Consider the following 14163-nt stretch of genomic DNA (forward strand, 5'->3'; position numbering starts at 1 on the left):
AAGCACACAATCCGGCGTCCAGGATTTACCTGGATGTTAAAAGTCGTTAGTAGTCGTTTGTGTTGTATGGTCAAGCGACTAAGCGTATACGGTGGATGCCTTGGCAGCTGGAGGCGATGAAGGACGTAGGAGCCTGCGAAAAGTCTAGGGGAGCTGGCACACAAGCTTTGATCCTAGAATGTCCGAATGGGGAAACCCACTCCTTTTAGGAGTATCCATAACTGAATACATAGGTTATGGAGGCGAACCCGGGGAACTGAAACATCTAAGTACCCGGAGGAAAAGAAATCAACCGAGATTCCCTTAGTAGCGGCGAGCGAACGGGGATTAGCCCTTAAGCTCTTTATGTTTTAGTGGAAGGTTCTGGAAAGTACCGCGATACAGGGTGATAGCCCCGTACACGAAAAGGCATTTAGAGTGAAATCGAGTAGGTCGGGACACGTGTTATCTTGACTGAATATGGGGGGACCATCCTCCAAGGCTAAATACTCCCAGCTGACCGATAGTGAACCAGTACCGTGAGGGAAAGGCGAAAAGAACCCCGGAGAGGGGAGTGAAATAGAACCTGAAACCGTATACGTACAAGCAGTAGGAGCCCTTCGGGGTGACTGCGTACCTTTTGTATAATGGGTCAGCGACTTATTGTCTGTAGCAAGGTTAACCGCTTAGGGGAGCCGTAGAGAAATCGAGTCTTAATAGGGCGTTTAGTTGCAGGCAATAGACCCGAAACCCGGCGATCTATCCATGGGCAGGTTGAAGGTTGAGTAACATCAACTGGAGGACCGAACCCACTAATGTTGAAAAATTAGGGGATGACCTGTGGATCGGAGTGAAAGGCTAATCAAGCCGGGAGATAGCTGGTTCTCCTCGAAAGCTATTTAGGTAGCGCCTCGCGTCTCACCCTCGGGGGTAGAGCACTGTTTGGGCTAGGGGGTCATCCCGACTTACCAACCCCATGCAAACTCCGAATACCGAGGAGTGCAATCGCGGGAGACACACGGCGGGTGCTAACGTCCGTCGTGGAAAGGGAAACAACCCAGACCGCCAGCTAAGGTCCCAAATATCAGTTAAGTGGGAAACGATGTGGGAAGGCCCAGACAGCTAGGAGGTTGGCTTAGAAGCAGCCATCCTTTAAAGAAAGCGTAATAGCTCACTAGTCGAGTCGGCCTGCGCGGAAGATATACCGGGGCTCAAACTGATAACCGAAGCTGCGGATGCTCTTAGGAGCATGGTAGAGGAGCGTTGTGTAAGCCGTTGAAGGTGGATCGGGAGGTCTGCTGGAGGTATCACAAGTGCGAATGCTGACATGAGTAACGATAAGGGAGGTGAAAAACCTCCCCGCCGGAAGACCAAGGGTTCCTGTCCAACGCTAATCGGGACAGGGTTAGTCGACCCCTAAGGCGAGGGCGAAAGCCGTAGTCGATGGGAAACAGGTTAATATTCCTGTACTCGCTATTACTGCGACGGAGTGACGGAGAAGGCTAGGCCAGCATGGCGATTGGTTGTCCATGTTTAAGGTTGTAGGCTGGGGACTTAGGCAAATCCGGGTCCCTAAGGCTGAGAACTGATGACGAAGCCCACTTAGTGGGTGAAGTGGTTGATGCCCTGCTTCCAGGAAAAACTTCTAAGCTTCAGGTAATAGTGAATCGTACTCTAAACCGACACAGGTGGTCAGGTAGAGAATACCAAGGCGCTTGAGAGAACTCTGGTGAAGGAACTAGGCAAAATGGTACCGTAACTTCGGGAGAAGGTACGCCGGTTTTGGTGATGGGACTTGCTCCCTAAGCTGAGGCCGGTCGAAGTGACCAGGTGGCTGCGACTGTTTATTAAAAACATAGCACTCTGCAAACTCGTAAGAGGACGTATAGGGTGTGACGCCTGCCCGGTGCCGGAAGGTTAATTGATGGGGTTAGCTTCGGCGAAGCTCTTGATCGAAGCCCCGGTAAACGGCGGCCGTAACTATAACGGTCCTAAGGTAGCGAAATTCCTTGTCGGGTAAGTTCCGACCTGCACGAATGGCGTAACGATGGCCACGCTGTCTCCACCAGAGACTCAGTGAAATTGAAATCGCTGTTAAGATGCAGTGTACCCGCGGCTAGACGGAAAGACCCCGTGAACCTTTACTACAGCTTTGCACTGAACTTTGAGCCTATTTGTGTAGGATAGGTGGGAGGCTTTGAAGCAATGACGCTAGTTGTTGTGGAGCCGTCCTTGAAATACCACCCTGGTATGTTTGAGGTTCTAACTCTGGTCCGTTATCCGGATCGAGGACAGTGTATGGTGGGTAGTTTGACTGGGGCGGTCTCCTCCCAAAGAGTAACGGAGGAGTACGAAGGTGCACTCAGCATGGTCGGAAATCATGCAATGAGCATAATGGTATAAGTGCGCTTGACTGCGAGACAGACATGTCGAGCAGGTACGAAAGTAGGTCATAGTGATCCGGTGGTTCTGTATGGAAGGGCCATCGCTCAACGGATAAAAGGTACTCCGGGGATAACAGGCTGATACCGCCCAAGAGTTCACATCGACGGCGGTGTTTGGCACCTCGATGTCGGCTCATCACATCCTGGGGCTGAAGCCGGTCCCAAGGGTATGGCTGTTCGCCATTTAAAGTGGTACGCGAGCTGGGTTTAGAACGTCGTGAGACAGTTCGGTCCCTATCTGCCGTGGGCGTTGGAGATTTGAGAAGAGTTGCTCCTAGTACGAGAGGACCGGAGTGAACGAACCTCTGGTGTTCCGGTTGTCACGCCAGTGGCATTGCCGGGTAGCTATGTTCGGACGGGATAACCGCTGAAAGCATCTAAGCGGGAAGCCTCCTTCAAGATAAGATCTCCCTGAGGCCTTGAGCCTCCTGAAGGGCCGTGGAAGACTACCACGTTGATAGGCTGGGTGTGGAAGCGTTGTGAGGCGTTGAGCTAACCAGTACTAATTGCCCGTGCGGCTTGACCATACAACAGAGATGGTTACTAACGACTAGCTAAGCTAGCGGATTGTGAGTTAGAGACATACGATCGCTTGCGGTGTATTACTACAGATTGTTTTACCGACTTATTTGGGGTTATCGCCGGTCAATAACATGACCGAGGCAAACAGCGATAACGCGGCAGGCCAAGCACATTGCTTATAAGACCAACGCCAACCCAAGCCAGTTTGCCTGACGACAATAGAGTTGTGGAACCACCTGATCCCTTGCCGAACTCAGAAGTGAAACGCAACATCGCCGATGGTAGTGTGGGGCTTCCCCATGTGAGAGTAGGTCATCGTCAGGCTTCTAATCCGAAAAGGGCCACCCAATAGGGTGGCCCTTTTTTTATGGCTAAAAAATATTTTAAAAAAACAAAAATAAAAAAACTAAGAAAGGGAAAGCAGGAATTACTTAGTCGAAATTAAATAGAAAAAATAAAATAGTTCTGAAAAACTTTAGTACTCAACTTTCTATTTAAAAAATCAGTCAGTAATTAAAAAAAGAAAAACCTAAAACTACCTGAGCACCTTAAACAGGCGCTCTCCTAAAAAGCCTATAAAAATAGGTCTTTACCGATCTTCTCTCCAAACGCCTTTGCACTCACTCAAAAAATAATCCAACAAAAATAACCCGCGTAAAAACTAGAAAAGTACCCATACCACTCCCGCCAAAAATTAAAATTAGCCCATAAAAATATCGGTGATTTTTTAGTCTCTGCAGTAATCCCCTGTAACCACGGGGCCTGTAGCCCGTTTATTAAAGTTATGCACAACTCTATCCAGACTTTCTGTTAGTAACACCTGGCTGTGGAAATCCGCGCAAAAAGTGCTGCTTTTTTACCCGCCTTCAATAGAGCCAAGGAAACACGGGGCTGGCAGGGGATATCCCGGAGTTATACACAGCTCTATCCATGGTTTCTGTTGGTAACAAAGACGCCATAAAACGGACATCAGTTATTAACAGTGTTATGAGCGATAAATCTGTGGATTACTGCGGCTGATTGGTACGCCAGTATGCGAGAGAAGAAAAGTTTGGGGATAAAAAAAGCCCCACCAGGCGGGGCTTTAAAAATATCGTCTGTATCTTTTATTTATTCAGAGGCAGTAGGTACTCGCCCCAGGTCTCCTTCCATCTCGGTGGTCAGGAAAGACATTACAACCCAGGCCGCTACATTCTGGCGAAGATTCTCAGGGTCGACTTTATCCAGGGTATCGTTGGGTGTGTGGTGATAATCGAAGTAGTCGGTGCCGTCCTGGTATAGACCAAAGGCTGGTACACCGCGCGCAACAAACACACTGCTATCTGGGCCACCATAAGATTCATTATTTCCGCGCTCAATACCCAGGGGGGCGAGGAGTTGCATCATTTGATCTGCAATATCAAATTTGCTCTCAGGGAGGCGGGTATCGAAACGCCAGACTTTCCCTGCTCCAAAGTCTGATTCGGAGACGGCAATAATATTGTCCAGCTCTTTTACGTGCGCCTCAACATATTGCTTAGCACCTACCAGACCAATTTCCTCTGCACCAAATAGCACGACTCGCAGTGTACGACGGGGGCGCTGTGGTAGCTCAGCAATGAGACGTGCAGTTTCCATAACAATGGCAACCCCAGCTCCGTCGTCCAAGGCCCCGGTGCCTTCATCCCAGGAATCCAGGTGTGCACCAATAATCATGACTTCTTCAGGTTTCTCACGGCCAGTAATTTCACCGATGACATTAAAAGAGGGGCCGTCACTCAGTCGCTCAGTTTCAACATCAAGTTTTACCTGGACTGGCTTGCCGCGTTGGAGCATAGCCTCGAGCAGGTTTGCATCAGGAGCGGAAAGTGCGAGTGCAGGAACTGGGTTTTCCACATTATCAACCGACATCATACCGGTGTGGGCAAATCGGTCTGAGTCGGTTCCTACGGAGCGCAACAGCATGGCAACAGCCCCTTTTTCAGCGGCAGCACGCATTCCCAGCTTGCGACCTTGCGCTGCAGGGCCGTAGCCATCCCCCGTGCGCGCTCTCTCCATACGCTTATTGATAAAAGCGATTTTACCTTTCACTTGGCTGGCCGGGGCCTTCAACAGGGCCTGCACATCGGGAAACTCAATAATTTCCGCTGTTAACCCTCCCTCAGGAGTGGCGGCGCCATAGCCGAGGGAGGAGACAACTAGTGGCTGGGGGAAAGGGGATATGACTTCGGCGTGAGCATGGCCACGAATCCAGCGGGGCACCTCAATTTGCTCGGTATAGACGCGATCAAAGCCAAATGCCTTCATTTTGTCTTGTGCCCAGGCAACGGCTCTTTCATCGCCCTCAGTGCCTGTCCGTCGTGGTCCAACCTCGACGGTCAAAGACTCTACAATACTGTAGGCGTCGGAGCTTTCCAGTGCCCGGTCACGTAATACTTCCGCCACAGATACATCTTCCTGTGACAGAGGGACTGCCTGGGCTATTCCCAGTGCCATGGTAGTGATCAGTCCCCCGGTAAGGGAAAGCAGTGGTTTCAACATCGGTCTATCCTTTGTTAATACTCTTCAGTCTTAAGCTTTTGGCTCGTTATTTGATGAGGCCGCGATCAGTTGCTCGCGAATTTCACGTAACTTACGCAGACCTTTTTCTGTAAATAAGTAGGGCGGTTCGCCAGTATATTCGCTGTCTTCAATATTGAGGCAACGTTGTCGCATCTCTTCAAGCTTTGGGTCGTGTCGCATTGGGCAGGCGAGGAGTGCTCGCCATTCAGTATCGCTGGCTTGCCCGGTGATTACATCTTCAAGGCCCTTAACAAAACTGCCTCGGTCCATTCGAAATCTGGGTCTGCGCAGGTGCATAAGAACCCAAACCACAATAACAAAGGCAATGAAAGAAAGAATAAGCGTTGCCAGCCAGGTCACGATATCAATCCTCCACTAATAGTTTTATTGCCACAGCAATGGTGGCAATAATGATTACCGGTTTGATAATACTGGCACCTCTTGCAATCACGAGGTTGGAGCCGAGACGAGCTCCTACAACCTGGGCAAAAGACATAGCGATAGCGAGCAATAGAAAAATATGGCCTCCAGCGATAAAAATTAGCATAGAGGTCACATTGGTAGCGAGCACAATAGGTTTTGTTGATGCCGTAGCCGCACGCATATTGTAGCCGAGTAGCGCTGCGAAGGCGGCTGCACAGATAGATCCCATCCCAGGGCCAAAGAAGCCCCCGTAAAAGCCGAGCCCACCGCCAACAACTAGATTAAAAGTAACGTTACTGATTCTGGGTTTTGAGTCAATGTCGGAAATGCGAGGGGACAGAATAAAGTAGAGGGCAATAGCAATGAGCAGGATAGGAAGTAAGGTATTGAGACCAGCCTCCCCAAGTGAAGCGACTGTTAAGGTGCCTAGGCAGGAACCGATAATTGCAGCGAGTAGTCCTGGCCAGAGGGGGCGTAAATTCAACTGGCCTTTTTGCAGGAAGTTAATGGTGGATGATAGGGTGCCAAAGACGCTTTGAAACTTATTGGTACCGAGAGCATCGAGTGGGGGAATGCCGGCCCAGAGTAAAGCGGGGAGGGTGATTATTCCCCCTCCCCCGGCGATCGCACTGACAAAGCCTGCGGTAAAGGCGATTACTGTCAGTATCAGGTAGGTATAAGTAGAAAGCTCACTACTTAACTGTATCACGAGTGGACTGGTTACCCCTTTTCAAGAGTACTTTCATTATCGTGGTAATACCCCTGATACTTGCTAAAGCGCTTTTGGATCTCTGCCATATCCTGTTCCAGATCACCGATAGGCTGGTACAGGGAGTCAATGCAAATACGCTTATTGGGAAAGTCCCAGGCAACAAGCAAAATAGGAACTTGAGCGGTATAGGAAATCCTTAAAAAACCGTTCTTCCAGCGCCCTACTTTTTTGCGGGTCCCCTCGGGAGTAATCCCCACCCACATTTTTTCATTTTCCCGGTAACTCGATGCAACTTGTAGAGCGATATTACCTGCGGCGCGCCTATCGGTAGGAACACCTCCAAGCCACATAAATAGTCCTTTAAACGGGAAGAAAAAAGCTTCCTTTTTCATGAGCCAGGAAATTTTAATACCCAATGCCATAATAAATGGCATGGCAACCACAAAATCCCAATTGGATGTGTGGGGAGCCAAAGCCACCATGACTTTTCTTTCTGGAGGGATTTCCCCATCCATTCGCCAGCCGAGCACCTTGATTATCAACTTGCCAATAGCTTTGGTGATGCGATTGCCCAGCCGAGGTACTTCATTGGGTACTTCAGTAGGTATTTCTACAAACTGACTCATTATTTGCCTCTTTCTTACTGCTGTCACACTAAGGTTTCAACAAAGGTGCTTAGCCTTGCTGCTTTAGTGTTCCCGCGTGGCATAAAAGCGAACTTCCGGATAGCGCTCTTCAGCCAATTGTAAATTAACGCGCGTCGGTGCCAGGTAGGTCAGGTGTCCGCTGCCATCGAGTGCCAGGTTGGTACTGGCCTTGCGCTTGAAATTCTCTAGTTCTTTGGCACTTTCACTATCTACCCAGCGCGCAGTGTTCACGTTGACGTTTTCGTAGATGGCTTCAACTTTGTATTCGTCTTTTAATCGGTAAGCGACTACTTCGAACTGTAGTACACCAACTGCGCCCACGATAATGTCGTTGTTATCCAGCGGGAAAAATACCTGGGTGGACCCCTCTTCAGAAAGCTGCTGAAGCCCTTTTTGTAATTGCTTTAATTTGAGAGGGTCTTTTAAACGTATGCGACGGAACAGCTCCGGGGCGAAATTGGGAATGCCGGTAAATTTCAGTGCTTCGCCTTCGGTAAAGGTATCGCCGATCTGGATAGTACCGTGGTTGTGCAAACCAATAATATCGCCGGCAATGGCCTCTTCTACGTGGGTTCGGTCGCCAGCCATAAATGTCACCGCATCGGCAATTTTTACATCCTTGCCAATGCGCACATGCTTCATTTTCATACCGCGATTGTAGGTGCCGGAGCAGACACGCATAAAGGCAATTCTATCGCGGTGTTTGGGATCCATATTCGCTTGGATTTTAAAAACAAAGCCGGAGAATTTATCTTCGCTGGGCTCTACTTTTCTCTCTTTGGTTTCCCGAGATTGGGGTGAGGGCGCCCATTCAACGAAACCATCGAGCATTTCCCTTACGCCAAAGTTACCCAAGGCCGTACCGAAAAATACCGGGGTCAGTTCACCGGCAAGATAAGCTTCCTGGTCAAACTCATGAGTGGCTCCACGAACCAATTCAATCTCTTCCCGAATATCCTCGGCGTACTCGCCAAGTAGTGCGTCAGCCTCAGCGGAGTCCAGACCCTTAATTTGAATATCATCGGGAATTCTGTGGCCCTGACCTTGGGAGAATACATGGATGGTATCGGTGTAGAGGTTATAGACCCCCTTGAAACCTTTTCCTGAACTCAAAGGCCAATTGATAGGGGCAGCCTGGATATTCAGAACTTCTTCAATCTCATCCATTACCTCGATCGGGTCGCGAATATCCCGGTCGAGTTTGTTGATAAATGAGAGAATCGGCGTTGTTCGCAAGCGGCACACATTCATCAACTTGATGGTGCGGTCTTCCACACCTTTGGCCCCGTCAATCACCATCAGTGCGGAGTCGACGGCGGTGAGTACCCGGTAGGTATCTTCAGAGAAGTCTTCGTGCCCCGGTGTATCCAGTAGGTTTACAGTCCTCTCTTTGTAGGGGAACTGCATAACGGAAGAGGTAACAGAAATACCGCGTTCCTGTTCCATCGTCATCCAATCAGAGCGTGCGTGGGGACCTTTTTTCCCCTTAACGGAGCCCGCTTGCTGGATTGCATTCCCGAACAAAAGAAGCTTTTCGGTCACGGTTGTTTTACCGGCGTCCGGGTGGGAAATAATGGCGAAGGTGCGGCGGCCGGCAAAGCCTGCCAGGGAAGAACTTTGACCCATACTTTAAGATTCGATCACTGGATATTCGAAAAAAATAGGGGCGTATTATACACGCAGGCGTTGCTCCGAGGGTGGGGTATACTGCGAAATTAGACTTGTCAGTTTACCAGCTCGGCGAATGGGGTCATGTCAATGGGCTGAGTTGCCAGCGGGACTGGCACACCTGGACAATTTGCTCAAATCCATTTGGATTAACGCTGTACTCTGCTGTGGCCAACAGTCATCGAGGGGCTTTTAGCGGTGCAGTGGCAAACTCAGTTATTGAAGGGGAGAGGTTATGAGCCGGGAGCGTTTACAGGCATTGCGGGAAGAGTTGCAGCGGCAGAGTGTCGATGCTTTCTTGATACCCCGGGCTGATGAGTACCAAAATGAAAGTGTGCCTGCGGCAGATGAGCGACTGCCCTGGCTGACTGGTTTCACTGGTTCCGCAGGAATGGCTGCGGTAGGCAGTCGAGAAGCGGCATTATTTGTTGATGGTCGCTATACCTTGCAGGCGCAGCAACAACTTGGTGATCAACCCATTGAGTTGATGAGCCTCAGTCAAGTCGCGATCATTGAGTGGCTGTGTAGTCAGCTGGATGCCGGTCAGTCTCTGGGGTATGACCCGCGACTGCACACGGAGCCGGGATTGGCCTTGATCAAGAAGCGATTGGCCGAAAGGGATATCCAACTACAGCCGATGGAACAGAGCCCGATTGATGCCATCTGGAATGACCGCCCCGCATCTCCTTGTGGGCCTGCGCGCCCACACCCCTTCATCTTTACTGGTGAGCATTCCAAAGAGAAACGGCAGAGGATTGCCCGACGTCTCGCAGAAAAACGAGCCGATGCTTTATGGCTACCAAATCCTGAAAGCTGTGCTTGGCTTTTTAATATCCGTGGAGAGGATATTCCGCACTTACCAGTGGCCTTGGCCAATGCAGTCCTTTACCGGGATGGCAGTGCCACTCTTTATTTGGGGGAGGGCGCTGTAGGGGATGCGTTGATTGAGCACTTGGATAAAGATGTAAGTCTAGTCGTGGCCAAAGGGGAATTATTTGAAAATATTAAGCGCCGCCACGTCAATAAAATATGGATAGATCCCCTGATTAGCAACAGTTGGACTTTACAGCAATTGCGGGCACTGGATATTGAACTAATGCTGGAAGGTGACCCGGTCACAGAAGCCAAGGCCTGTAAGAATGCGATTGAACTGGCAGGCAGCCAGGCTGCACACGAAAGGGATGGTGCTGCGGTGTGTGAATTCCTGGCGGAAATACCTGAACAGGTTGCCACAGGCCATTTTGACGAATTGTCTGCAGTAAAGCTTTTACGAAGTAAAAGGGAGGCTCGCGAAGGCTTTCAGGGCAACAGTTTTGAGACAATTTCCGGCTATGGTCCGAATGGGGCCATTGTGCACTATCGGGTGAGCCCTGAATCCAGTTTGGCTATAAAGCCAGAAGGGGTATATCTGTGCGATTCTGGAGGCCAATATCCAGATGGCACCACTGATATTACCCGAACTGTTGCTCTGGGTGAGTTCCCGCCCTCGGCAAAAGAAAACTTTACCCGGGTTTTAAAGGGGCATATAGCAATTGCGACTTTGCGATTCCCCAGGGGGACTTGTGGAGAGCAAATTGATGCGCTTGCACGCCGTTCGCTGTGGGAGGTGGGTCTGGATTATGCCCACGGTACCGGTCACGGTGTTGGTAGTTTCTTAAGTGTTCACGAGGGGCCACAGCGGATAGGTAAGGCTGTAACAGGTGTTGCTCTTCAGCCGGGGATGATCGTTTCCAACGAACCGGGGTTTTATCTCACTGGGCAGTACGGCATCCGTATTGAAAATTTGGTGTTTGTGAAAAAGAGCGAAAATTATCCAGATTTTCTAGAATTTGAAGAACTTACGTTAGCTCCGATCGATCGTAATTTGATTGACGTGGCACTACTCACTGAGACTGAACGGGAATGGCTGAATCGCTACCACCAGAGGGTGCGAGATGTGATTACCCCGCTGGTTACTGAAAAAACTGCTGAATGGTTAAAATTGGCTACTGAAGCTTTGTAGTGTGAATCTGGGGGCTGCGTGCCCCCAGGCATAATTAATTTATCTCAAACTTATAGCCAGCACCGTAGACAGAGTGAATTAACTCTTTTTCAGGCATAAGCACTGATATTTTCTTGCGCACTTTTTTGATGTGGCTATCAATAGTTCGGTCGCTGATTACGCGGTAGTCGGAATAGATACGGTCCATGATTTGTTCGCGGGAAAAAATTCGACCGGGCTCACTGTAAAGTAGGTCAAATAGGTGGAACTCCAGCGCAGTAAGATTGGCGTCTTTACCTCCGATTCGCAGTTGCCCGGTATTTCTATCTAGTTCGATGCCACCATTTCCGACTTCGCCCTTTTGTGGTCGACGGCGCAAGACCGCTTTCACCCGTGCGACGAGTTCCCTGGGGCTGTAGGGTTTACAAACATAGTCGTCGGCACCGGATTCCAGGCCGCGCAAACGATCGGGTTCCTCAATTTGCGCAGTCATTATAATAATTGGAACGTCGTTGCCTTTTTGGCGAATCTCTTCGCAAATCTCCATCCCATGCCGCCCAGGTAGCATCAGGTCGAGAAGGATCAAATCCGGTTTCATAGTTTCCACTTTGGGGACAACCTGATTACCATCAGAAATGATCTCGGCTTGATAGTCGGCGGCATGAAGATAATCCAGTAGTAGGTGCGCAAGTTCGGTTTCATCTTCGACTATTAATATTTTGGCGCTCATAACTTCCTACCATTTAATCCTTTGGCTTAGGGGTAAAAAAATACTTATTTCAAGGCCGCCCATAGTGGACGGAGTTGCAGAAATGCTACCCTCGTGTGCTGTAACAATATTTTGGCAAATTGATAGCCCCAAACCCGCACCGCCGGTTTCCCGGCTGCGTGAACTATCTGCTCTATACAGGCGCTCGAACAGGTGTGGTATATCAGCACTGGCAACACCGGGGGCGGAGTCGGCGAAAGTGATAATGGCTGTTCGGGCTTCACAGCGCGCAGTTACTTTGAGTTGTCCCCCACTATCGGTGTAGCGTAGGCTGTTGGTTAACAGGTTGCTAAATAACTGATTGAGGCGTGCTTCATCTGCGTAGACTAACTTATCTTCCGATAGTTGGAGGTCGCTGCCCAAGCGAATACCTTTCTGGTCGAATGGAATTTCAAAGTCTTCGATAACACTTCGTAGGATATTTTCCAGGGAGATGTCGGACTTGCAGTAACTTAGTGCCCCCGCGTCGGAGAGAGACAACTCATAGAGATCATCTATCAGGCGGCTCAATTGTTGAATTTTGCTGTGCAGTATACGCAGGTTCTCTGGTGTGGCAGATCTGATACCGTCTTGAATGGCTTCAATCTGCCCTTTTAATACTGCGAGAGGTGTGCGCAGCTCATGCGAAATATCTGCCATCCATCGGTTTCGAGCATGTTCGTTTGCTTCCAGCGTTGCGGCGAGCCGATTAAAGTCAGCACTTAATTGGCCCAGCTCATCTCGTTGCTCTATATCAATACGGGTTTTAAAGTTGCCGGATGTAAGATGGGATGTTGCTTCGGTCAGCTTACGGATGGGCCTTACCAGCTGCCAGGCAAGGGGGATGGCAATGGCTAGTGCCAGAATGAAGGTGGCAACAGAGATAAGAGCGAAAGTCCGCGATTGCTCTTTAACAAACCCTACGGCCAAATCATCATCTAACACCGGTAGTGGATTGATAGCCAGGTAACCAACGGTTTCTCCATCCACAACCAGAGGCTGCATTACCATGTTCTCAGATCTTGAATAACGACCTATCAGAGGTCTTTTCTCTTTGTTCAACAGGACCAGGCGGGCATTAAGCGACTTGCCCACTGCGTGTTCAGGTGGGGGCTCAGGCGGGCGGCGGGGGCCCCTCGTACCCGGAGGTGGACGATGTGGGGGTGGCATATCCTCAAAGTGACTGGACATCACGCGTCTGTGGAGTCTTTGCCAGCGCCTGCTATTGCCGTCGATAGATTGCCAGCTTCCTTCGCTGGCGTAGATTTCTTGTAACTCATCTACTAAATCGCCGACCTCGCGAAGCTCCTGAGACTGGATATAGGTCATAAAACCATGCTTAAAGCTCCACTGAAAGAATACGAACATTCCGCCAACAGTAATTGCTGTAGTCAATAAGAAAGCGAGGCTTAGTTTATAGCGAATATTTAACGACATAGCCGGTAGCTTGGATTTCAGTAGCCTGTGTTCACAGTGAGCTCAGGTGCATTTTACTCTGTTTCCACTGAGGAAACGCGGCTCAGAAGATCAAGCCTACACTTACTGTAAATATCAGGGCAATCTTTTAACACTCCGAGAGTCTCACGATAAGAGCCCAAGCTAAGGAGCCTCTGAATAACTCCGTAATACCTCTGCGGGTCTTGAAGTCTGCAGATGTTAGGCGCAGCTCGCCGCGAATGGCCGTAGCCCTTTGCAAGAGCTGCAACGCAGCAGATGCGGACTTCAAGGCCCGCCCTTCGGGGCTTGCAGAGCGATTCACACTCCGCGTTGCGACTTCTTGAAAGGTCTAGACATTCCTGCGAAGCCGCGCCTTGATTGTGAACCGTTCTGCATGCCAGAGGCATCACGGAGTTATTCAGAGGCTCCCTAAGTGCCAATAAGCTTAGCTTGGTTATCCAAAGCTGTTCTTGGGGCCTCCATGCCCTGAGCCGGTAGGAGAGATTGAGTCCTTACTGGTAGTTACTTCTATTATTATCCCGGTTTGCCTGTGCTTACTCCCGGCTTTATTGGAGATGTAGAAAAACGATGCAATATCAGATCGGGCTTATCGAGCCGGATAAATAGAGTTGCAAGAATTCTCTTCCCTCCCCGGCTCCAGGTACTGTGGTCATGGGCGTTAAGAGTGACAGTAATTTGGTTGAAGCCCGATTTAAACAGCTTGTCGGGAAGGTGTAAGTCTGGACCATAGATTCGCTGTATTTTCTTACCGTTGATATAGAGATGGGCATGACCTTCCAGATATTGCTTTGAGGCATCATTGGCGTGGCGAGGGGATTCTAATTCGAACCGGTCGTAGTCTATATGTAGGTTATATCCGGACATTTTATCGCGACTAATGTCCAGTTCGATGCGCGGTGCAGCATTGTGTAAAGGGATCTCGACTACTGGGTGTTGGTCGCCGTTATGGCCCGTGTGTGAGTCTGGCTGTGCTGTAGCAAGGTTGGTTATTCCCCAGATAAAAGACCCGATAAGAACGGCTCGAAGAATTTTCATTATTG

9 protein-coding genes and 2 rRNA genes are annotated in these 14163 nt (G+C 49.7%); 3 read left to right on the forward strand and 8 right to left on the reverse strand.

What is annotated here, in order from left to right:
• The first annotated feature begins 68 nt into the window (after window positions 1-68).
• Window positions 69-2950 (forward strand): 23S ribosomal RNA (locus ACJJI8_RS09175).
• 203 nt (window positions 2951-3153) lie between these two features.
• Window positions 3154-3269, forward strand: a 5S ribosomal RNA gene (gene rrf / locus ACJJI8_RS09180).
• Between the two features lie 786 nt (window positions 3270-4055).
• Here rrf and ACJJI8_RS09185 read toward each other — a convergent pair.
• The 5 genes from ACJJI8_RS09185 to ACJJI8_RS09205 form a co-directional block, all read right to left on the reverse strand.
• Window positions 4056-5465, reverse strand: coding sequence for a M20/M25/M40 family metallo-hydrolase (locus ACJJI8_RS09185; protein WP_444934847.1), 1410 nt, complete (start codon window positions 5463-5465; stop codon window positions 4056-4058).
• Window positions 5466-5495: 30 nt separating this feature from the next.
• Window positions 5496-5846: a hypothetical protein gene (locus ACJJI8_RS09190; protein ID WP_282934336.1), complete on the reverse strand. Its 351-nt coding sequence runs from the start codon at window positions 5844-5846 to the stop codon at window positions 5496-5498.
• A 4-nt stretch (window positions 5847-5850) separates the two neighbouring features.
• A complete protein-coding gene (locus ACJJI8_RS09195) occupies window positions 5851-6618 on the reverse strand; it encodes a TSUP family transporter (protein ID WP_444892752.1) in 768 nt (255 codons plus the stop codon).
• Window positions 6619-6629: 11 nt separating this feature from the next.
• Window positions 6630-7247 carry a 1-acyl-sn-glycerol-3-phosphate acyltransferase gene (locus ACJJI8_RS09200; RefSeq protein ID WP_444906448.1) on the reverse strand — a complete coding sequence of 206 codons (618 nt, stop codon included), beginning with the start codon at window positions 7245-7247 and terminating at the stop codon, window positions 6630-6632.
• A gap of 63 nt (window positions 7248-7310) precedes the next feature.
• Window positions 7311-8894, reverse strand: coding sequence for a peptide chain release factor 3 (locus ACJJI8_RS09205; protein ID WP_413664332.1), 1584 nt, complete (start codon window positions 8892-8894; stop codon window positions 7311-7313).
• Between the two features lie 277 nt (window positions 8895-9171).
• Between ACJJI8_RS09205 and ACJJI8_RS09210 the strand changes: the two genes are divergently transcribed.
• Window positions 9172-10938: an aminopeptidase P family protein gene (locus ACJJI8_RS09210; RefSeq protein WP_444934848.1), complete on the forward strand. Its 1767-nt coding sequence runs from the start codon at window positions 9172-9174 to the stop codon at window positions 10936-10938.
• Between the two features lie 34 nt (window positions 10939-10972).
• On the opposite strand, the gene ACJJI8_RS09215 is transcribed toward ACJJI8_RS09210, so the two are convergent.
• The 3 genes from ACJJI8_RS09215 to ACJJI8_RS09225 all read right to left on the reverse strand — a co-directional run bounded on the left by ACJJI8_RS09215 (window position 10973) and on the right by ACJJI8_RS09225 (window position 14158).
• On the reverse strand, window positions 10973-11647 hold the full coding sequence (locus tag ACJJI8_RS09215) for a response regulator (protein ID WP_444895235.1): 675 nt from the start codon (window positions 11645-11647) through the stop codon (window positions 10973-10975).
• 6 nt (window positions 11648-11653) lie between these two features.
• Complete coding sequence (locus tag ACJJI8_RS09220) at window positions 11654-13102, reverse strand: ATP-binding protein (RefSeq protein WP_413664335.1); 1449 nt, start codon at window positions 13100-13102, stop codon at window positions 11654-11656.
• A 534-nt stretch (window positions 13103-13636) separates the two neighbouring features.
• Window positions 13637-14158, reverse strand: coding sequence for a hypothetical protein (locus ACJJI8_RS09225; protein ID WP_444912090.1), 522 nt, complete (start codon window positions 14156-14158; stop codon window positions 13637-13639).
• Window positions 14159-14163: the final 5 nt, after the last annotated feature.

The sequence above is a fragment of the Microbulbifer maximicatervae (SeqCode) genome, assembly GCF_052467695.1.